Source organism: Plantactinospora soyae (genome assembly GCF_014874095.1).
Taxonomy (GTDB): domain Bacteria; phylum Actinomycetota; class Actinomycetes; order Mycobacteriales; family Micromonosporaceae; genus Plantactinospora; species Plantactinospora soyae.
The window spans coordinates 6,257,175-6,276,652 of sequence record NZ_JADBEB010000001.1 but is presented as its reverse complement, the minus strand read 5'-3'; the positions used below and the strand labels follow the sequence as shown (position 1 = coordinate 6,276,652).

Below are 19,478 nucleotides of genomic sequence, written 5' to 3'. Positions count from 1 at the left end.
GGGCCGGCCGCCGCTGCCGGGGACCCGCCGGGCCGGCCGGCCGCTGCCGGGGACCGTCTCACCGCCGTTGCGGCGTGAGAGCGTCCGCGCCGGCGGCCGTACCGTAGCGGCCCACCCGGTCGGCGACGACCCGCTCGACCAATGCGAGCGCGGTGACGACCTGGCCCTGCACACCGGCCACCCCGTCCACCGTCGAGAGTCGCGCGGCGAGCGCGTCGTCGCCGCGTACCGCCCCGATGACGCTGCCGTCACCGGCGCCGGTGCCCGCCACCACGGTCCGGCCCGTGGCGCCGAGCTGTACGGCCATGGTCAGGATCGCGGCGTTGCGCTCGGCCGAGCCCTGCTCCACGTATGGTGCCCCGGTCACCAGCAGCGCGGCGTCGGCTGGGCCGTCGAGTCGCTCGGGTGCGGTGAGATATCCGGCCCTGGCGTACCCGGAGAGCACCGCCGAACGGCGGTCGCCGGTCGGGGCTCCGGGCGGATCGGGGCTGAGTAGGACCGTGGCCAGCAGTGCGCCGGCGGTCTCGACCGCGTCGGCGTTGGCCGGCAGCGTATCGGTCGACACGGTACGGGTCAGGGCGAGCAGATCCAGGTTGTTCCTCGGGTCGAAGAAGGTCCCCCGCATCTCGACGGGCCCCGTCACGGCCGCTCCGGCCAGTCCGAGTTTCTCGATCACGCCGTCTGCGTGCTCGCGGCCGGACGGCGTCGTCAGCACCACGATCCGGCGGCCGGTCAACGTCCCGCGCAACAGGGCCGGCGCGGTCTCGTTGATGTAGTCGTCCTTCCGACCCGCCTCTTCCTGGAACTCGTTGGCCGTCTGACGAAGCTGCCTGTTGGACTTGTGTGCCGCGCTGACCGAGTCGCTGAGCGCGTCCGACGCGACACCATTCGCCGCCGTGGTGCCGAATACCGCGCCGACCGCAAGGGCGAGGAACACCGCGGCGAGCGAGACCATGTGATAGCGGAAATTGATCATTGCCGTATTTTATGGACAACTCCGGGCTGCGTCGGCGCAGCCGTCACGGCAGCTCCATGGTCTCCGAGACGGCGATCTCGGTCAGCGCGGCGTCCAGGTAGTCGCCGACCGGGCGGCCGGTGACGGCGAGCAGGTCGGCGACGAGCAGCGGGGCGTGCCGGGCCACCGCCGCCGGATCGGCCGGCGGCATCTCCTCCGCCATCTGGTGTACGCCGAGCGCGCCGGTGAGCAGCAGCGCCAGCACCGAGACGTCCAGGTCGGCGAACCAGCCGATATTGGTCCGGGCGCACCGCTCCAGCACGGCCTGGACGTCCTCGCCGGCCAGGCCGTCCGGATGTGTCTCCTCCAGCAGCATCCGCAGTACCGCCCCGAGCACCAGCCCGACCTGTTCGGGGCTGTTTCCGACCAGCTCTGCGGCGGCCCGGTCGAGCGCGGGCAGATCCTGGGCCCGGGCCGCCTCGACGGCACCGGTCGTGGCCTGGCTGATGGCCCGGGCCACCCGTGCGGAATTCATCCGGACATTCAACCGGACGACCACGGACCCGGATGCGCTGGCATCCGGGTCCGGGCGGTCCGGCCCCGCACCGACGGGCCCTGGCGCCGGGCGCCGTGGCCCGACACCCATCCGCCGGAAGCCGCTCGACGCCGAGCGGTCAGTCTCCGGTCAGCAGCTGGTCGAAGCTCGCGGTCAGGGCGAACGGATCGGCGGTGGTGGTCGCCTCGCGCCGGCTCACCTGCTCGGCGAGTTCCCCGGCCGCCCGGTCGATCCGGCCGCGTAACGTGCCCTGGGCGTTGCCGCCGGCCCAGTCTTCCGGTGCGGCGAAGACCGAGGTCGGCAGCACGACCGCCCGCAGGTAGCTGAACATCGGCCGCAGCGCGTGGTCGAGCGCCAGCGAGTGTCGGGCGGTACCGCCGGTGGCCCCGATCAGGATCGGCCGGTCGACCAGGGCGTCGTCGCCGAGCACGTCGAAGAACGACTTGAAGAGTCCGCTGTACGAGGCGTTGAAGATCGGCGAGACCACGATCAGTCCGTCCGCGCCGGAGACCGTGTCGATGGCCTGCTTCAGTGCCGCCGACGGAAAGCCCGCCAGCAGGTGGTTGACCACGTCGTGCCCGTGGTCCCGCAGTTCCACCACCTCGGTCCGGACCTGTACGCCGCGCCGCTCCAGTTCGTCGCCGGTCGCCGTGGCGAGCTGGTCGGCCAGCAACCGGGTCGAGGAGGGCTGCCGGAGCCCGGCCGAGACCACGGCGAGGGTGCGCTGCTTCATCGTCCGCCCCCCGCCTCGCTGACCGCCCCCGCACCGCTGTTCGCCTCTGCACCGCTGTTCGCCCCGGGACCGCTGCTCGCCCCGGGACCGCTGTTCGCCCCGGGACCGCTGGTCGCCTCCGTAGTGGCGGGTGCCGGGGCCGCGTTCCGCTCGGCCAGCAGCGACGCGTGCGTCGGCGCCGCCGGGACGTGCGCGGGGCGGAGCGCGGCGAACTCCCTGCGTAGCACCGGTACGACCTCCTCGCCGAGGATGTCCAACTGTTCCAGTACGGTCTTCAGCGGCAGCCCGGCATGGTCCAGCAGGAAGAGCTGCCGCTGGTAGTCGCCGACGTACTCCCGGAAGGCCAGGGTCCGGTCGATCACCTGCTGCGGGCTGCCCACGGTCAGCGGCGTCTGCTCGGTGAACTCCTCAAGGGACGGCCCGTGACCGTAGACCGGGGCGTTGTCGAAGTACGGCCGGAACTCGCGTACCGCGTCCTGGGAGTTCCGCCGCATGAACACCTGGCCGCCGAGGCCCACGATGGCCTGGTCGGCGGAGCCGTGGCCGTAGTGCGCGAACCGCTGGCGGTACAGCCCGACCATCCGCTCGGTGTGCTCCTTGGGCCAGAAGATGTGGTTGGCGAAGAACCCGTCGCCGTAGTACGCGGCCTGCTCGGCGATCTCCGGACTGCGGATGGAGCCGTGCCAGACGAACGGCGGTATCCCGTCCAGCGGCCGGGGCGTCGAGGTGAACGACTGCAACGGGGTCCGGAACTTGCCCTGCCAGTCGACGACGTCCTCCCGCCACAGCCGGCGCAACAGGTCGTAGTTGTTGATCGCCAGCGGGATGCCGGTCCGGATGTCCTGGCCGAACCACGGGTACACCGGTCCGGTGTTGCCCCGGCCCATCATCAGGTCGACCCGGCCGTCCGCCAGATGTTGCAGCATCGCGTAGTCCTCGGCGATCTTCACCGGGTCGTTGGTGGTGATCAACGTCGTCGCGGTCGACAGCAGCAGCCTGCTGGTCCGCGCCGCGATGAAGCCCAGCATGGTGGTGGGCGAAGAGGGCACGAACGGCGGGTTGTGGTGCTCACCGGTGGCGAAGACGTCGAGACCGACCTCCTCCGCCTTCAGGGCGATGGTCACCATCGCCTTGATCCGCTCGGCCTCGGACGGCTCCCGCCCGGTGGTCGGATCCGTGGTCACATCACCGACGGTGAAGACCCCGAACTGCATGACAGCTCCTCACGTCAAACCGGGTGTACGCCCGATACCCGGAACGCCCCGCACAACATACTTGCCGAGTCAACTATTCCGCCCGGAACGATGTCATGTGCACGGGTACCCGCTGGGGCCGGGGCACCAACTACCGTGCGTGATCTCCGCCATGCCGGCGCGCCGAGGATGCGCACCGGGCGGCGGATACGTTATCCATGTCAGGTGACGGCAGCCCGAGCACCGGACGACGACGTACCGCGCACGCCCGCGCCCGGCGACGACTGCCCGGATCCGTGGGTCCGCGCCGAGCCGACGCCGCGGCAGCGCCGCCGGGACCTGTACCTGGGTCTGTCGATGGCCGCCGCCGCCCTGCTCAGCGTCATCCTGTCGAACAGCATGGGAAGCTTTCCGCTCGGGCCACCGCCGTCCTGGCCCGAACAGCTCGGCTGGGCGGTCGCGGTCGGCTTGCCACTGGTCTGGCGACGCAGCCGACCGGAGCTGTGCACCCTGGTGATCGCCGTGGTCTTCATCGCCGCCCAGGCGCGATCCAGCCCGGAGACGCTGGCCTCCTCGGCCGCCTTGTTCGTCGCCATCTACAGCCTCGGGGCCTGGGGGCGCAACCGCCGGCTGGCGGCCCAGATCCGGATCGGGGTCATCGCCGCGATGTTCGGCTGGCTGGCCCTCTCGGCCACGATCTCCGTGCTGTCGAGCGAGCCGGAGTTCGTGGGCGCGGCCGGACCGCTGCCGCCGTTCCTGGCGGTCGCCATCACCAGCATCCTGTTCAACCTCGCCTTCTTCCTGCTCGCGTACCTGCTGGGCAACAGCACCTGGACCTCGGCCCGCCGCCAGCATCTCCTGGAGGTGCAGGCCGAGGCGCTGCGGCAGTCCCGGGCCGAGAACGCCGAACGGGCGGTGACGCAGGAACGGGTCCGGATCGCCCGCGAACTGCACGACGTCGTCGCCCACCACGTCTCGGTGATGGGTGTCCAGGCGAGCGCGTCCCGGCGGGTCATGGACAAGGACCCGGCCAAGGCCAAGACCGCGCTCGCCGCCGTGGAGCAGAGCGCCCGGACCGCCGTCGACGAGCTACGCCGGATGCTCGGAGTACTCCGCGACGCGGGCGCGACCGACCAGGCCCTCGGGTACGGCCTCGATCAGGTCGACAGCCTCCTTCAGGGCGCTCGGGACGCCGGGCTCACCGTCGAATACAAGATCTTCGGCGAGCCGTTGCCGATGCCGGAGTCGGTGTCCCTCGCCGGGTACCGGGTCGTCCAGGAAGCCGTGACGAACACCATCAAGCACGCCCGGGCCAGCGCCGTCGACGTACGGGTCCGGTACCTGCGGCGCGAGGTCGAGGTGGAGGTCACCGACGACGGCCGGACCGGGGCCGTCGCCGTACCGGCCCAGCGCCCCAGCGCGGGTGGACTCGGCCTGATCGGCATGCGGGAACGGGTCGCCGCCCACGACGGCAGCCTGGAGGTGGGTGCCCGGACCGGCGGCGGTTTCCGGGTACGCGCCCGCTTCCCGATCGCCCCCGCTGACCTCGGTACCGTCAGCACCTCCGCTGCGACGGCGTCGGCATGACCGAGCCGAACTCCCGCCCCATCCGGGTCCTCCTCGCCGACGACCAGCAACTGGTCCGGGCCGGCCTGCGGATCATCCTCGAGACGGAGGACGACGTCGAGGTGGTCGGCGAGGCGGCGGACGGGCGGCAGGCCGTCGAGCTGACCCTGGCCCACCGGCCCGACGTCGTACTGCTGGACGTCGAGATGCCGCACGTGGACGGGCTGGAGGCGACCCGACAGATCGTGGCGGCCTCCGAGACCGGCGGCCCCGCCGTGCTGATCCTGACCACCTTCGACCGCGACGACTACCTGTTCGCCGCGCTACAGGCCGGGGCCAGTGGATTTCTGCTCAAGAACGGCTCTCCCGAGGACCTCATCGACGCGGTGCGGGTACTCGCCCGGGGGGACGCGCTGCTGGCTCCGCAGATCACCCGACGGGTGATCGCGACATTCGCCGCCGTACCGGGTGCTGCCCGGCCGGGCGGGGGGCCGGGCGTCGGCAGCGGGCGGCCGGACCATGACCGGCGCCGGCTGGCGGAACTCACCGAACGAGAGCGGGAGGTCCTGGTGCAGCTCGCCGGGGGCGCATCCAATGCGGAGATCGCCGGACGGCTGCTGCTCGGCGAGGCGACCGTGAAGACCCACGTCTCCCGGGTGCTGATGAAGCTGGGGCTGCGGGACCGGACCCAGGCGGTGGTCTTCGCGTACGAGCACGGCGTGGTCACCCCACGGGGTGCGGGCGGCTGAGCCCGGCGGGAACCGGGGACCGTCCGCATCGGGGCGGCGACCCGTCGCCGGGCAATGAGTGGATCATCCTTGCGGTTCCATCGCACGGCGGACGTCAGCAGCGGGCGCCAGCACTAGCGTCTACGGCGCTGGAGCAGCGTGCCCCAGAGCAGGACTGGCTGAGGAGGCTGGATGCTGCGCGTCTCGTCCGTGAACCGGACATTCGGCGACCGCAAGGTGCTCGACGACATTTCCTTCGAGGTGAGCGCCGGCCGGATGACCGGGTTCGTCGGCGCCAACGGGGCTGGCAAGACCACCTCGATGCGTATCATCCTCGGCCTGCTCTCGGCGGACTCCGGCGCGGTGACGTGGAACGGTGAGCCGGTCACCCGGCCCGTCCGGCAACGCTTCGGGTACATGCCCGAGGAGCGTGGCCTCTACCCGAAGATGAAGGTCCGGGAGCAGCTGACCTACCTCGGCCGGCTGCACGGGATGACCACCTCGGCCGCCCAACGCAACGTCGACGACCTGCTCGAACGGATCGGCCTGGCCGAGCGGGCGAACGACCCCCTGGAGAAGCTGTCGCTCGGCAACCAGCAGCGGGCACAGATCGCCGCCGCCCTGGTGCACGACCCGGAGCTGCTGATCCTCGACGAGCCGTTCTCCGGGCTGGACCCGATCGCCGTCGAGGTGATCGCCGGGGTGCTGCGGGAGCGGGCCTCGAACGGCGTACCGGTGCTCTTCTCCAGCCACCAGCTCGACGTGGTCGAACGGCTCTGCGACGACCTGGTCATCATCGCCGCCGGTGCGGTACGCGCCTCCGGCAGCCGAACCGAGTTGCGGACCAAGTTCGCGACGCCGCGCTTCGAACTCGTCCTCGACGGCGACGCCGGCTGGGTCCGTGACCTGCCGGGGGTGACCATCGTGGACCTCGACGACACCCGGGTCGTGATCCAACTCGCCAACCCCGACGACGACCAGACGGTGCTCCGGGCGGCCCTGGCCCGGGGTCCCGTCCGCACCTTCGGTCCGATCGTCCCCACGCTCTCCGAGATCTTCCGGGAGGTCACCCAGTGACGACGCTCGCCCCACCCACCACCCGGCCGACCCACGACGACGCGGCGACCGCCCCCTCGCTGTGGGGAGCGACCAAGCTGGTCGCCGGCCGGGAGATCACGGTACGGCTCCGGGACAAGACGTTCCTGATCAGCACCGTCGTCTTCCTGCTGGTCGCCATGGCCGGTGTGATCCTGCCGGCGCTCTTCGCGACCAGCAGTTCCACCGTGGCCGTCGTGCAGGCCGACGCCGCCGCCCAGTTGGAGCAGGCCGGGATGGAGGTGGTGTCGGTCCCCGACGTCCAGAGTGCGGAGCAACTCGTCCGGGACGGCGAGGTCGACGCCGCGGTGGTACCGGGAGACGGACCCGGCGGACTCACGGTGCTCGCGATGGACCGTACGCCGGATTCCGTCGTCAGGTCGCTGAGCAGCCCACCCCCGGTCCAACTGCTCGATCCCGACGCGGTCAGCCCGGTCCTGGCCTTCATGGTGCCGATGGCGTTCGGGATGATCTTCTTCTTCGCCTCGTTGACCTTCGGCATCCAGATCGCGCAGAGCGTCACCGAGGAGAAGCAGACCCGGATCGTGGAGATCCTGGTGGCCGCCGTACCGGTCCGGGCGCTGCTGGCCGGGAAGGTGATCGGCAACGGGGCGCTCGCGCTCGGCCAGGTGGCCCTGATCGCGCTGGTGTCGGTGGTCTCCATGCAGGTGGTGGACAGCGCCGACGGGCTGCTCGGCCAACTCGGCCCGGCGATCGCCTGGTTCCTTCCGTTCTTCGTCGTCGGCTTCGTGCTGCTGGCCTCGATGTGGGCGGTCACCGGCGCGCTGGTCAGCCGGCAGGAGGACATCAGCGGGGCGTCCGGCCCGGCCCAGATCGTCATCATGCTGCCGTTCTTCGGGGTGCTCTTCCTCAACGACAACCCGATGGCCATGACGATCCTGTCCTATGTGCCGTTCTCGGCACCGACGGCGATGCCGCTGCGGTTGTTCTTCGGCGACGCCGCCCCCTGGGAGCCGATCCTGGCGCTGCTGATCCTGCTCGTCGCCGCCGGGCTGTTCCTGATGTTCGCCGCCCGGCTCTACGAGGGTTCGCTGCTGCGTACCAACGGAAAGACCTCGCTGGCCGCGGCCTGGCGGGAGCGGGAGACCCGGGTCTCCTGAGCGGGGACTGGGGTCACGGTCGTTTCGCGGCGAGGCCGGTACAGCGCCTCGCCGCACCGATCTTGTCCTGGATCCGCTCCCTGGCTCCACCGGTGACGAGCACCGGCTGCCCGGTACGGGAGACCGTGCCGGGCAGGAACTCGTTGCGGACCACCGTCCGGCCCTGCACGGTCAGCCGGAGCACCCCGGAGTCGGTGCTCTTCGAGTCGCCGTACCAGAGGAAGTTGCCGAGTCCGTAGTGCACGTACGTCCGGCCCAGCCAACCGTCGGCGAGCAGCGTGTGTGCGTGCGTACCGAGCACGATGTCGGCGCCGGCCCGGGACATCCGCGAGGCGAAGGTCTTCATCTCGCCGCTCGGGCAGGAGCTGCCCTCGATCCCCCAGTGCATGAACACGATCACCAGATCGGCCTGGCTCCGGGCCGCCCGGACGGCGGCGGTGGCCCGGGTCGCGTCGAACGCCATCGCCACCCCGGGACGGGTCGCGGTCGGCTTCCACTGTGCGGACAGTTCGTGCACCTGCGACATGCCGAGTACGGCGATCCGGACCCCGCGTACGGTGGTCAGCCACGGCGCGTACGCCGCGTCGGCGTTCGGCCCCGCGCCGAACACCGGGAACTTCGCCGCCGCCGCCGAGTCGAGGGTGTCGCGCAGTCCCACCGGTCCGTAGTCGAGGACGTGGTTGTTGGCGACCGAGGCGGCGTCGACCCCGGCGGCGCGCAGGGCCGCGTACGTGCTCTTCGGTGCCCGGAAGTGGAAACGCTTCGGTTGCGGCGTGCCCCGACCGGTCACCGCCGTCTCCAGGTTCAGCAGCGTGAGGTCGGCGTCCCGCAGCACCGGTGCGATCCGGCCGAACGCGCTCTCCGGCTCGTCCAGCAGCCGCAGGGTACGACCGGTGAAGTGCACGTCACCGGCGAACGCCAACCGCAGCAGGGCCGGCGCCGCGGGGCTCGGTGAGGCCGTACCGACCGGGCTGGCCGACGCACTCGGTCCCGCCGTACCCGGTTGCGCCGTCGGGCTCGACGGATCGGCCGCCGGCTCCGCCGTACATCCGAGCAGTACGACCACCGCCAGGACGCCCGCCAGTACCGCCCGCCCGACCCGCACCACGCCGCCACCCATCCGGCAGAGCGTACGCATCAAGATGCAAGGAAGGGCCCCCGCATATCGTTTTCTGTAGAAGAAGGGCCCCTTCCTAACACCCCTGCCCGCTATCGGGCGGCGGTCAGCCCGGCGAGCAGGTCGAGTTGCCGGGGATCCTGCAACGCGGAGCCGACAGCCACCACCCGGCAGCCGGCGGCGAGGAAGTCGGCCGCGTTGTCGGCGTCGATACCGCCGGTCGCGACGAACCTCACCGTCGGAAAGGGAGCGAGCTGGGCACGGATCCAGCCGGTGCCCAGTTCGCTGGCCGGAAACGCCTTCAGCCAGGTGTGACCGGTCCGCAGCGCCTGGCCGATCTCCGACGAGGTGGCGACACCCGGCAGGTGGGCCAGGCCGAGAGCCGCGCACTCGGCCGCGACGTCCGGGGCGTACCCGGGCGCGACGGTGAAGACCGCGCCGGCCTCGTACACCGCTCTGGCCTGTTCGGGGGTGACGACCGTGCCGGCGCCGACCGGCCGGGCGCGTTCCCGGCCGGCGGCGATCGCCGCATGCAGGGACGGCAGCGCGTCCGCGCTCTGCACCGGCACCTCCACCACGTCGATGCCGGTGTCCCAGGCCCGCTGGCACAGTGCGACGGTCTGTGCGGGCGGCAGGCCGCGCAGGATCGCCATCACCGGCTGGTCGACGAAGAGGTTGTTGAAGAAGGTCGTCGAGTGGCTGTCCACCGTCGCTCCGTTCATGGTCGTTGATCTCCGGTCCAGCCGAGGTCCCGGGAGATCGCGGCACAGGTTTCGGTAAGTTGCGGTAGGAGCTCGCGGAGCTGGTCCAGCGGGGCGACGGCCCGCAGCGCGGTGATCGACACCGCCGCGACGACGCGGCCCCGGGCGTCGCGGACCGGGGCCGCGACGCAGTTGACGAAGTCCTCGAACTCGCCGTCGTCCTCGGCCCAGCCGCGCTCGGCGATCCGCGCCAGCTCCGCCCGGAACGCCGCCGGGCTGGTGATGGACGTCGCGGTGTGCCGCTGGTACGTGAGCCGCGCCAGGAACCGCTCCCGGGACGACTCGTCGAGGTGCGCCAGGATCGCCTTGCCGACTCCCGAGGTGTGCGGGTTGACCGCCCGGCCGACCCGGGACCGCATCTTCAGGGCCCCTCGGCCGTCGACCTTGGCCAGGTAGACGATCTCGTCGTCGACCAGCTGGGCGAGATGGACGGTGTGGCCGTACCGGTCACCGAGGCGGACGAGGTGCGGCTGGGCGACGGGGTGCAGTTCGAGGTGTTCCACGGCCTGGTGGGCGATCGCCACCATCCGGAAGCCGACGGTGTACCGGCCGTCGACCGACCGGGCGAAACCAGCACGTTCCAGGGTCTGCAACAGTCGCAGCGCGGTGGACTTGTGTACGCCGAGATGCTCGGCGACCTCGCCGAGTGAGCGCGGCCGCTCGGCGAAGAACTCGATGATGCTCAGTGCGCGTTCAACGGTCTGTGACATCGCCGGGAACTCCGTCAGGCCGCTTCGGAGGGGCTGTACCAGAAGTCCGGTTCGATGCCGAGTACCGCGCAGATGGTGTCGACGGGCGGCAGGGCGGCGAAGTCCCCGACGGAGCCGAGTGCGGCACCGGCAACCAGGTGGCCCAGCTTCAGCCGGGCAGTCTGGTCGAGGCCACGCAGCGCGGCGGAGAGCCATCCCGCGGCGAAGGCGTCACCGGCGCCGACCGGTTCCACCACGTCGACCCGGCGGGCCGGCTCGACGGTGACGCCGTCGCCGTGGAACGCGACGGCGTCCACGGAGCCGTTCTTCACCACCAGGGTGCCGGGCAGGTCGATCAGCTTCCGGACGTCCTGCGGGGTCCGGACGTCCCAGAGTTGCGCCGCCTCGTCCAGGCCGACGAAGACCACGTCGGCGGCCTGGGCCAGTCGGAGCAGGTCGGTGCCGGCCCGCCCGTCCCAGAGCGCGAGGCGGTAGTTGACGTCGAACGAGATCAGCCGGCGACCGTCCGGGCCGGCGAGGAGCAGTTGGTCGACGAGTTGCCGGCAGCTCCCCGACAACGCGGCGGTGATGCCGCTCAGGTGCAGTACGGCCGACGGCACGGCACTGATCCGCGCCGCGTACGCCGGATCCATGCTGGCCGCCGCCGATTCGCGCCGGTAGTAGTAGACCTTGGTGCCGGCCGGCCCGGGGTCCTTCAGGTAGACGCCGGTGGGGCGGGCCGGGTGGATTTCGACCAGCGAGGTGTCCACGCCCGTCGCGGCGACCTGCTCGACGACGAGGTCGCCCAGTGGATCGGCACCGACCCGGCTGGCCCAGGCCGCCCGGTGGCCCAGCGCAGCCAGGAACATCGCGACGTTGGACTCGGCACCGCCGGCCCGCAGTACGAAGGTCGACGCCGCGTCCAGCCGCCCGCCCGGGGTCGGGGTAACCATCACCATCGTCTCGCCGACGCAGATCGCGTCGAGCGGCGTCGAGGACCGCCCAGCGGCCGTCGCCACCGATGTCACGGCGCTCCCATCCGTTGCATATGCTGCAACCGCTGCTCAAGATGTGCATCCCCTGGTCGGGGGCACAACCCTAGATCAGCGGTCCCGGTAGCGCGACATCTCGACCCGCCCCAAGAGCGGTTAAGTGGCGATGGCCACGCCCAGGGCCGGTCACAGCGGCGCATTTGGCTCGCCCCGATCCCGGTTCCGGGCTCACGGCTCACGGCTCAGTCGTGATCAGGAGCGCCGGTGAGATGGTGTTCGGCGGCGTGCAGTGCCTCGGTGACCAGCCGGCGCACGTGCCCGCCCCGGGCCCGGTAGAGCGCGCGCCGCCCGTCGCGCCGTACCTTCACCAGGCCTGCGAGCAGCAGTTTGGCCAGGTGTTGCGAGACCGCCGGCCGGGCTGCGCCGACCTCCGCGGCCAGGCTGCCGACGTCGTACTCACCGTCGCGCAGGAGCCACAGCAGGCGCAGTCGGGTGGGGTCGGCCAGCATCCGCAGAGCCGTCACCGCCGCCTCGATCTGAGCGCTGCCGGGTAGCTGTTGCCCATCATCGGCAGTTGCCGCGTTGTCGCGTGCGTACATGAGCACATATTGTGGCGGTGTTCCGCCCGGGTGCAAGGCGGGGTCCCCCACTCATCGCCTCCGGTGGATGGAGCGGCCCTCCGCACACCCCGGCTGCCGACGAGCACCCCGGAGCACACGCATGGCGTCCTCGGCACCCGACCATCAGCATGCCCACCAGCACGAGCATGCCCACCAGCACGAGCAGGACCACCAGCACGAGCACGGGCCCGAGCACGAGCACGGGCCGGGCTCCGGGAACTGGTGGGGGCGGGTACGGCACCTCCTCACCCCGCACTCGCACGACAGCGCGGACCGGGTCGACGCCCCGTTGGAGAGCAGCCGGGCCGGCCTCCGGGCGTTGTGGATCTCCCTGGCCGCGTTGGGCGCCACCGCGCTGCTCCAGGCGGTCGTGGTGGCGTTCACCGGATCGGTGGCCCTGCTCGGCGACACCCTGCACAACCTCGCCGACGCGTTCACGGCGGTCCCGCTCGGCCTCGCGTTCCTGCTCGGGCGCCGGCCCGCGACCCGCCGCTACACCTACGGCTACGGCCGGGCCGAGGACCTGGCCGGAATCGTGATCGTGGCGTTCATCGCGGTCTCGGCGGCGCTGGCCGGCTACCAGGCGGTGAACCGGCTACTGGACCCGGCACCGGTGCACAACCTGTGGGCGGTCGCCGGTGCCGGGCTGGTCGGCTTCGTCGGCAACGAACTGGTGGCCCGGTACCGCATCACCGTCGGCCGGCGGATCGGCTCCGCCGCGCTGGTCGCCGACGGGCTGCACGCCCGTACGGACGGGTTCACCTCGCTCGCCGTACTGCTGGGCGCCGGTGGGGTGGCGATCGGCTGGGGCTGGGCGGATCCGGTCGTCGGGCTGCTGATCACCGTGGCGGTGCTGGTCGTGCTCAGGAGCGCCGCCCGGGAGGTCTACCGGAGGCTGATGGACGCCGTCGACCCCGAACTGGTCGGCACGGCCGAACAGGCGTTGGCGACCACTCCCGGAGTCCGCTCCGTGACCGGGCTGCGGGTGCGATGGGTCGGGCACCAACTCCACGCCGAGACCAACCTCGGGGTCGACGCCACCCTGTCGGTCCTCGACGCCCACGCCATCGCCGTCGAGGCGGAGCACCGGTTGCGGCACGCCGTACCCCGGTTGGTTGCCGCGACGATCCACACCGACCCCGCGGACGTCGACTCGCACGCGGCGCTGGCCCACCACGCTGACCGGCGCCGCCACAGCCACGGGACGCATCCGGTGTCCCGGGCCGCGGCCCCGGCCTGACGTAGCCTGGCTGCGGTGAGGTCGGACCAGGAAGCGGCGGTACGGAAGTCCGGGGTGGGGTGGACGGAAGAGTCCGACGTGGCGGAACTGCTGGTCGCGGCCCACGCCGGTGACGACGGGGCCTTCGGTCGCCTGGTCGGGCCGCTGCGGGACGAACTGCGGGCACACTGCTACCGGATGCCGGGTTCGGTCCACGACGCGGAGGACGCCGTCCAGGACACCCTGGACCGAGCCTGGCGCGGTATGGAACGGTTCGAGGACCGTGGCACGGTACGACCGTGGCCGGCCCTGGCCCTGGCCGGCGTCGTCATAGCCGTCCTCGGCGCGTTGGGCTCCGCCTGGTCTGCCGCGCGTCTGCCGATCGCCCGGGTGCTGCATCACGAGTAGATCCGGTCGGGTTCTTCAACCACGAGGCCGAGCCGTCCGCCGCCGAACCAGCGGCGCCAGCCGTACCTGGCCCGGTCAGCAGGCGCCACACCCCGCAGTGGCACGACTGGTAGCTCACGACCCCGTCACTGGTCCAGTGCCGCGATCGGGTCTGCCAGTCGTGCCCGTTCTCGTTGGTCATGGACCAAGCCTGCTGTAATGGCATTGTGCATCTCAACCCTTACGGCCAGGACGCGGTCCGGCTGATCACCGAGCTGGCCAACGACCGTCCCCGGTCCCTGCCCGAACTGGTACGCCGGTGCGCCGCCGCCGGTCTGGTCATCGACATGCCGGTCGAGGAGCAGGACCTGGCCGTGGCGCTCGAACTCGTCGACCGGTGGTGCGAGGTCGCCGACACCACCGACCCGGCGCAGCGGGCCGCCCTGGTCAACCGGCTGCTGGCGGCGGCGTCCGCGTACCCCCGGCTCACCGACCACGGCGGCACCGGCTGGCACCTGCACTACCGCGACGACGGCGTCCCGCTGGGCTCGGTACTGCGTGCCCTGGTCGGCGTCGGCACCGCCCTGCACCTCGCGGGACGCGGGATGGATCGCCTGGGCCGCTGCGCCGGAAGCGACTGCGAGATCGTCTACGTCGACACCTCACGGGGCGGTAGGCAGCGCTACTGCTCGCCCCGCTGCGCCAACCGCGACGCGGTCCGCCGGCACCGCGCCACGGCCCGCCGCCGATAGGGCACCGGGCCCTCGCCTTACGATCTTCCGGCTCGGCGTCGTGTCCCGCATCCCGCGCGATGTCCGAACCTGCCCGGCCGGTACGCGCGCAGCGGATGTGAACTCGGTTACCTCTCGATCCTCGGGGAATGTGCGGGAGCGCCGGTGGTTGCTGGCTGGTGTGATCTTCGCAGTTCCCGCCCAGACGTACGACGACCGACCGTCCACCGGAAGGACCCCATGACCGTCACCGCTGAGCCCGTCGAGACGCGCGCGTCGGCACCGACGCCGGGCGACCTGATGGACGGCCGGCAGCGGCTACGGCTCGTCCTCGTGCTCGGCTCGCTGATCGCGATCGGGCCCCTGACGATCGACATGTACCTGCCGGCGCTGCCCGCCATCGCCGCCGGCTTCCAGACCGGAAGCGCAGCGGTCCAGCTGACCCTGACCGGAACCCTCGCCGGACTCGCCCTCGGCCAACTGCTGATCGGGCCGGTCTCCGACGCGGTCGGCCGGCGTACGCCACTCCTCGCCGGCCTGGTGCTGCACGTGGTGGCATCGGCGCTGTGCGTCGTCGCACCGAACATCGGAACCCTCGGCGTGCTGCGGGTGCTCCAGGGACTGGGTGCCGCCGCAGCCTCGGTCGTCGCGATGGCGGTCGTACGCGACCTGTTCAGCGGCAGCGCGTTCGCCCGGATCTTCTCCCGGCTGATGCTGGTGATGGGCGCGGCACCCGTGCTCGCCCCGACGCTGGGCAGCGCGGTGCTGGGCTGGACGGACTGGCGTGGCGTCTTCGTCGCGCTGGGCGTGTTCGGGATCGTGCTGGTCGTCCTCGCGGTGTTCAAGCTTCCCGAGACGCTGCCGGTGCACCGGCGCCGCAGTGGGGGCGTACTCGGCACCGGCCGGATCTACCGCTCGCTGCTGCGGGACCGTACCTTCATCGGCCTGGTCCTGGTCGCCGGGCTGGCGATGGCCGCGCTGTTCGCGTACGTCTCCGGCTCCTCCTTCGTCTTCCAGGAGCAGTACGGCCTCGACGAGCAGCAGTTCGGGATCGTCTTCGGGGCGGGCGCGGTCGGCCTGATCGCCGCCTCCCAACTGAACGTCCGACTGCTGCGCCGGTACTCGCCGCAGCGGATCCTGATCACCGCGCTGGCCGTCGGCGCCGGGGCGGGGTTCGCGCTGCTCGCCTTCGCCGCCACCGGGTTCGGCGGCCTGCCGACCATCCTGGTGTCGCTCTGGGTGGTCCTCGCGGCCTCCGGCCTCGCCATGCCGAACGCACCCGCCCTGGCGCTGAGCCGGCACGGGGAGGCGGCCGGTACCGCCGCCGCCCTGCTCGGTGCGGTGCAGTTCGGAATCGGCGCCGTGACGGCACCGATGGTCGGGGTGCTCGGCAACGGCAGCGTCGCGATGGGCACGGTGGTCTCCGGCGGGATGGTGGCGGCGCTGACCGTCCTGTTCCTGGTCGTCCGGCCCGCCCGCCTCGCCGGGATCACCCCGGAGGTGGCCCCGGTCGCCGCGCACTGACCACTGGTCCGGTCGCCGCGCACTGACCGCAGGTCCGGTCGCCGCGCGGTGACCGGTCACGGTCGCCGGACAGTGGAAGCCCCCGAACTTGTCGACCTGTTGCGGTCGGAACGACAACAGGTCGACAAGTTCGGGGGCCGACGGTGGTCCGGCCTACCGGCGCCGGGGCTTGCGGGTGGGCTTGCCGGCCGGGCGCCGGGTCGGGGCGATCGAGAGCTGCCAGTGCGCGGGGTGACGCAGCGCGGGCGCCAGTCCGGTGGTGACGTCGCCCCTGGCCGCGTCGACCTGGGCTTGGGTGAGGAAGATGCTGCCGCGTAGGTCGGCGCCGCGCAGGTTCGCACCGCGCAGGTCGGCCCCGGTGAGGTCCGCCATCGTCAGGTCGACGCCGCGCAGGTCGGCCCCGATCAGGTACGCCCCCCGGAGGTTGGCGCCGGTCAGGTCTGTTCTCCGCAGATCGGCGCCGACGAGGTCCGCACCCCGGTGATCGTTCCCGCTGAGGCCGGCCCGACTCCGCACCGATTCGCTGGCCCGTAGCAGGAGGGCGTTGACGTCCCGGCGATGGGTCGCGACGTCCAGCCGGACGAGGGTCTCCGGATCGGCACCGTTGAGCCGTTCGGTCTCGTCCCGGGCGGCGGCCAGCTCGGCCGGCAGCGGATCCGCCGGTCGCAGTGCCAGTGCCTCGGTCAGGTACCAGAGCAGCTCGTGCAGCTGCCGCATCACCGGGAACACCTCGAACATCCGGGCCGCGATCTCCGGGCTGGTTCGCCAGTCCCGCCCGCCGAAGGTGACCTGGGACACCTGCTGTCCGGCGCCGAAGCAGTCGAAGACCGTACAACCGGCAAAGCCCCGTTCCCGCAGGTTGCGGTGGATGCCACAGCGGAAGTCCGGTTGCAGGTTCCGGCAGGCCTGCCCGGCGGGCTTGTCGAGCGCGAAGTCCGACGAGGCGGAGAAGGCGGGCACCACGCAGCAGAGCCCGAAGCAGCGTTCACAGTCGGCGCGCAGGGCGGCCGGTCCGCCGCTCGGCACGGCACCCGGGTCCGGCGGCGGACGCGTGGGCAGCGGTGCCCCGGCTTCGGAATTTCCGGACAAGTGATCGGTCTCCTGGTGGTTGAGCTGGGTAGAAGGGTACCGACCCCCGCCGGGCGAAACGGTACGAGCGGGAGAGTTGGCCAACCTCATAGAGTTGACCGGTGGCCACGGGCGAATACTGGTTGGGCATCGACTTCGGCACGTCCACCACAGTCGCCGCGTTGGCCTGGCCGGACGGTCGGATCAAACCACTGCTGTTCGACGCCTCTCCCCTGCTGGCCTCGGCGGTGTTCATCGGACCGGGATCACCCGGGATGCTCACCGGTGCCGACGCCGAGCGTGCCGCGCTGGGTCATCCCGCCGGTTTCGAGGCGAACCCGAAACGGCGGATCGACGACGGAACCGTCTGGTTGGCAGACCAGGAAATCCGCGTCGTCGACCTGATCGCGGCGGTACTGGCCCGGGTCGCGGCCGAGGCGTACCGGGTCGCCGGCCAGCGACCGGCGGTGGTGGTGCTGACCCATCCGGCGGACTGGAGTCGTCTCCGACTCGGCATCCTCGCCGAGGCCGCCGCCCAGGCCGGGTTCCCGAATGTCGAGTTCGTCGCCGAACCGGTCGCCGCGGCGGCGTACTTCTGCACCGCCCTGGGACGGCGGATCGCACCAGGGCGCTGTGTCATCGTCTACGACCTGGGAGCGGGCACCTTCGACGTGAGCGCGGTGCGGGTGTCGGCGACGGGGTTCGAGGTGGTCGCCTCCGCCGGGCTGGACGACGTCGGCGGTCTGGAATTCGACGCCGCCGTCGTCGCGCACGTACGGGCGCTGACCGCGACCGCGGCCGAGGCGTGGCAGCGGTTGGACTGGCCGCAGACGGCGGATGACGGGTTCGCCAGACACACGTTGTGGTGGGGCGCCCGGTCGGCCAAGGAGCAGTTGTCCCGGCACCCCACGTCCGACCTACGGCTGCCGGTGGTCGGCACCGACGTACATCTCACCCGGGGCGAATTCGAGAGAGCGGCACGGCCGCATCTGGACCGCACCACCAACGTCACGTTCGAACTGTTGCGCGATGCCGCGATCCCCCGTGAGTCGATCGGCGCTGTGTTCCTCGTCGGCGGCTCGTCCCGGATCCCGCTGGCCGCCACGCTGCTGCACAAGACCCTGGGAATCGCCCCGGTCGCCATCGAGCAGCCCGAACTCGTGGTGGCCGAGGGGAGCCTGCTGATCCGTCGTACGATCCCACCGGCGCCCTCGTCGGGGCCGGACGTCGGGCCGTTGCCCGTACCGACCATCGCGACCGGCGCCCCGGGCAGCGCGTGGCGGGGGCGTCTGAGCCGGCGTACGGTGATCGTCGGCGCCGCGACGGTGACCGCCCTGGGCACTGCGGCCAGTGCCGCCGCGGTGCTCCGCCGAGATCCGCCCAAGGGTTCACCGACTCCCACTCCCCGCCCCGTCACCGGCGCCCGCTTCGTCGCCGAGCTGACCGGGCACACCGACACCGTTTTCGACGTGGCCTTCGACGCGCACGGTGGCGATCTGATCGCCACCGCAGGTGGCGACGGCACCATCCGACTGTGGAGCACCACGAGTCGCGGACCGATCGACAAGCCGATCCCGTTCGAGGCCGGAGACGGCGTCCCCAACTACGTCCGCGGCGTCCGGTTCAGCCCGGACGGCAGCGTCCTCGCCGCCTGCGGCAACAACTTCGGCATCGGGCTGTGGGACGTGGTCACCCGCGGTCGACTCGGTTACCCGTTGAGGGGGCACACCTCGGTGAACTACGTCGTGGACTTCAGTCCGGACGGGCGGACGCTGGCCAGTTCCAGTGCTGACCACACCATCCGGCTGTGGGACGTGCTCCGGCGGCAGGCGCTCGGTGCCCCGCTGCTCGGCCACACCGACAACGTGTACGCGCTGGCGTTCCACCCCCACGACGGGAACATCGTGGCCTCGGGCGGTGCGGACCGGACGGTGCGGCTGTGGGACCTGCGCACTCGCCGACAGATCGGCGCGTCGCTGAGCGCCCACGACGAAATCGTCAACGACGTGAAGTTCAGCCCGGACGGACTCCTGCTGGCCAGCAACGGCAACGACGCCACCGTGCGGGTGTGGGACCTGGCCAGCCGGCAACAGGTCGGCGAGCCGATCGACCTGCTGCTTCCGGCCGGAAGCGTGTCGTTCAGCCCGGACGGCTCGGTCCTGGCCACCGGTGGACGGCACGTCCGGCTGTGGGACCTGGCCAGCCGCGAGATGATCGGTACGCCGCTCACGGACGGGACCTCGGAGGCCGCCGCCGTGGCGTTCAACCCGGACGGCACGATCCTGGCCGGCGCGGTCGGCAACTCGCTGTTCCTCTGGGAGATTCTCCGCTGATTCGCCCCTGGCCCCGCCTGCGCCGACCGGGCGGGCGGAAGGTTCCGATGATCACTGCCTGGTGGACAGCCCCAGTTCACCGGCCGCCCC

The 19,478-nt window shown here is 71.7% G+C and carries 18 protein-coding genes and 1 pseudogene; 9 read left to right on the top strand and 10 right to left on the bottom strand.

All coding sequences use genetic code 11. From position 1 onward, the window contains the following. Nucleotides 1–58 precede the first annotated feature (58 nt). The 4 genes from H4W31_RS27375 to H4W31_RS27360 form a co-directional block, all read right to left on the bottom strand. Nucleotides 59–976: a copper transporter gene (locus H4W31_RS27375; protein ID WP_192769264.1), complete on the bottom strand. Its 918-nt coding sequence runs from the start codon at nt 974–976 to the stop codon at nt 59–61. Nucleotides 977–1,019: 43 nt separating this feature from the next. Then, nucleotides 1,020–1,490: a hypothetical protein gene (locus tag H4W31_RS27370; protein ID WP_192769263.1), complete on the bottom strand. Its 471-nt coding sequence runs from the start codon at nt 1,488–1,490 to the stop codon at nt 1,020–1,022. 139 nt (nt 1,491–1,629) lie between these two features. Next, entirely contained in the window at nt 1,630–2,244 is a 615-nt protein-coding gene (locus tag H4W31_RS27365; protein ID WP_192769262.1) for an FMN reductase, read from the bottom strand. Further along, on the bottom strand, nt 2,241–3,458 hold the full coding sequence (locus H4W31_RS27360) for an LLM class flavin-dependent oxidoreductase (protein WP_225945710.1): 1,218 nt from the start codon (nt 3,456–3,458) through the stop codon (nt 2,241–2,243). Before H4W31_RS27360 ends, H4W31_RS27365 begins: the two co-directional genes overlap by 4 nt. A 204-nt stretch (nt 3,459–3,662) precedes the next feature. Between H4W31_RS27360 and H4W31_RS27355 the strand changes: the two genes are divergently transcribed. The 4 genes from H4W31_RS27355 to H4W31_RS27340 all read left to right on the top strand — a co-directional run bounded on the left by H4W31_RS27355 (nt 3,663) and on the right by H4W31_RS27340 (nt 7,947). Further along, nucleotides 3,663–5,024 (top strand): sensor histidine kinase, encoded by a 1,362-nt coding sequence (locus tag H4W31_RS27355; protein WP_450091425.1) that lies wholly within the window; start codon nt 3,663–3,665, stop codon nt 5,022–5,024. After that, nucleotides 5,021–5,752, top strand: a complete 732-nt coding sequence (locus tag H4W31_RS27350; RefSeq protein ID WP_192769260.1) for a response regulator — start codon at nt 5,021–5,023, stop codon at nt 5,750–5,752. Before H4W31_RS27355 ends, H4W31_RS27350 begins: the two co-directional genes overlap by 4 nt. A 171-nt stretch (nt 5,753–5,923) precedes the next feature. After that, entirely contained in the window at nt 5,924–6,808 is an 885-nt protein-coding gene (locus H4W31_RS27345) for an ABC transporter ATP-binding protein (RefSeq protein ID WP_192769259.1), read from the top strand. A 59-nt stretch (nt 6,809–6,867) separates the two neighbouring features. Beyond that, nucleotides 6,868–7,947, top strand: coding sequence for an ABC transporter permease (locus tag H4W31_RS27340; protein WP_192772428.1), 1,080 nt, complete (start codon nt 6,868–6,870; stop codon nt 7,945–7,947). Nucleotides 7,948–7,960: 13 nt separating this feature from the next. On the opposite strand, the gene H4W31_RS27335 is transcribed toward H4W31_RS27340, so the two are convergent. The 5 genes from H4W31_RS27335 to H4W31_RS27315 all read right to left on the bottom strand — a co-directional run bounded on the left by H4W31_RS27335 (nt 7,961) and on the right by H4W31_RS27315 (nt 12,105). Continuing rightward, nucleotides 7,961–9,067: a CapA family protein gene (locus tag H4W31_RS27335; RefSeq protein WP_192769258.1), complete on the bottom strand. Its 1,107-nt coding sequence runs from the start codon at nt 9,065–9,067 to the stop codon at nt 7,961–7,963. 89 nt (nt 9,068–9,156) lie between these two features. Then, entirely contained in the window at nt 9,157–9,786 is a 630-nt protein-coding gene (locus H4W31_RS27330; protein ID WP_192769257.1) for a bifunctional 4-hydroxy-2-oxoglutarate aldolase/2-dehydro-3-deoxy-phosphogluconate aldolase, read from the bottom strand. Then, nucleotides 9,783–10,535: an IclR family transcriptional regulator gene (locus tag H4W31_RS27325; RefSeq protein WP_192769256.1), complete on the bottom strand. Its 753-nt coding sequence runs from the start codon at nt 10,533–10,535 to the stop codon at nt 9,783–9,785. Before H4W31_RS27325 ends, H4W31_RS27330 begins: the two co-directional genes overlap by 4 nt. 14 nt (nt 10,536–10,549) lie before the next feature. Further along, nucleotides 10,550–11,542, bottom strand: a complete 993-nt coding sequence (locus H4W31_RS27320) for a sugar kinase (RefSeq protein ID WP_318783432.1) — start codon at nt 11,540–11,542, stop codon at nt 10,550–10,552. A 206-nt stretch (nt 11,543–11,748) separates the two neighbouring features. After that, the gene (locus H4W31_RS27315) at nt 11,749–12,105 is read right to left on the bottom strand and encodes an ArsR/SmtB family transcription factor (RefSeq protein WP_192769255.1); all 357 of its coding nucleotides are present in this window, start codon (nt 12,103–12,105) and stop codon (nt 11,749–11,751) included. A gap of 121 nt (nt 12,106–12,226) precedes the next feature. On the opposite strand from H4W31_RS27315, the gene H4W31_RS27310 reads away from it, so the two are divergent. From H4W31_RS27310 to H4W31_RS27295, 4 genes and pseudogenes are all read left to right on the top strand, one after another. Continuing rightward, nucleotides 12,227–13,366, top strand: a complete 1,140-nt coding sequence (locus H4W31_RS27310) for a cation diffusion facilitator family transporter (RefSeq protein ID WP_192769254.1) — start codon at nt 12,227–12,229, stop codon at nt 13,364–13,366. A 54-nt stretch (nt 13,367–13,420) separates the two neighbouring features. Next, nucleotides 13,421–13,648: pseudogene (locus H4W31_RS27305) on the top strand (sigma factor); the annotation flags it as partial. 311 nt (nt 13,649–13,959) lie between these two features. Next, nucleotides 13,960–14,484: a CGNR zinc finger domain-containing protein gene (locus H4W31_RS27300; protein WP_192769253.1), complete on the top strand. Its 525-nt coding sequence runs from the start codon at nt 13,960–13,962 to the stop codon at nt 14,482–14,484. A gap of 219 nt (nt 14,485–14,703) precedes the next feature. Then, nucleotides 14,704–15,987, top strand: a complete 1,284-nt coding sequence (locus tag H4W31_RS27295) for a multidrug effflux MFS transporter (protein ID WP_225945709.1) — start codon at nt 14,704–14,706, stop codon at nt 15,985–15,987. Between the two features lie 153 nt (nt 15,988–16,140). Here H4W31_RS27295 and H4W31_RS27290 read toward each other — a convergent pair whose 3' ends face one another. Then, the gene (locus H4W31_RS27290) at nt 16,141–17,013 is read right to left on the bottom strand and encodes a pentapeptide repeat-containing protein (protein ID WP_192772425.1); all 873 of its coding nucleotides are present in this window, start codon (nt 17,011–17,013) and stop codon (nt 16,141–16,143) included. 164 nt (nt 17,014–17,177) lie between these two features. Here H4W31_RS27290 and H4W31_RS27285 point away from each other — a divergent pair, with 164 nt between their 5' ends. Next, nucleotides 17,178–19,388 carry an Hsp70 family protein gene (locus H4W31_RS27285; protein ID WP_192769252.1) on the top strand — a complete coding sequence of 737 codons (2,211 nt, stop codon included), beginning with the start codon at nt 17,178–17,180 and terminating at the stop codon, nt 19,386–19,388. Nucleotides 19,389–19,478: the final 90 nt, after the last annotated feature.

What these genes read in the sequence shown, in the direction of transcription:
- H4W31_RS27375 (WP_192769264.1), bottom strand. Translation starts at nt 976, where the DNA reads ATGATCAATTTCCGCTATCACATGGTCTCGCTCGCCGCGGTGTTCCTC.
- H4W31_RS27370 (WP_192769263.1), bottom strand. Translation starts at nt 1,490, where the DNA reads ATGAATTCCGCACGGGTGGCCCGGGCCATCAGCCAGGCCACGACCGGT.
- H4W31_RS27365 (WP_192769262.1), bottom strand. Translation starts at nt 2,244, where the DNA reads ATGAAGCAGCGCACCCTCGCCGTGGTCTCGGCCGGGCTCCGGCAGCCC.
- H4W31_RS27360 (WP_225945710.1), bottom strand. Translation starts at nt 3,458, where the DNA reads ATGCAGTTCGGGGTCTTCACCGTCGGTGATGTGACCACGGATCCGACC.
- H4W31_RS27350 (WP_192769260.1), top strand. Translation starts at nt 5,021, where the DNA reads ATGACCGAGCCGAACTCCCGCCCCATCCGGGTCCTCCTCGCCGACGAC.
- H4W31_RS27345 (WP_192769259.1), top strand. Translation starts at nt 5,924, where the DNA reads ATGCTGCGCGTCTCGTCCGTGAACCGGACATTCGGCGACCGCAAGGTG.
- H4W31_RS27335 (WP_192769258.1), bottom strand. Translation starts at nt 9,067, where the DNA reads ATGGGTGGCGGCGTGGTGCGGGTCGGGCGGGCGGTACTGGCGGGCGTC.
- H4W31_RS27330 (WP_192769257.1), bottom strand. Translation starts at nt 9,786, where the DNA reads ATGAACGGAGCGACGGTGGACAGCCACTCGACGACCTTCTTCAACAAC.
- H4W31_RS27325 (WP_192769256.1), bottom strand. Translation starts at nt 10,535, where the DNA reads ATGTCACAGACCGTTGAACGCGCACTGAGCATCATCGAGTTCTTCGCC.
- H4W31_RS27315 (WP_192769255.1), bottom strand. Translation starts at nt 12,105, where the DNA reads ATGTACGCACGCGACAACGCGGCAACTGCCGATGATGGGCAACAGCTA.
- H4W31_RS27310 (WP_192769254.1), top strand. Translation starts at nt 12,227, where the DNA reads ATGGCGTCCTCGGCACCCGACCATCAGCATGCCCACCAGCACGAGCAT.
- H4W31_RS27295 (WP_225945709.1), top strand. Translation starts at nt 14,704, where the DNA reads ATGACCGTCACCGCTGAGCCCGTCGAGACGCGCGCGTCGGCACCGACG.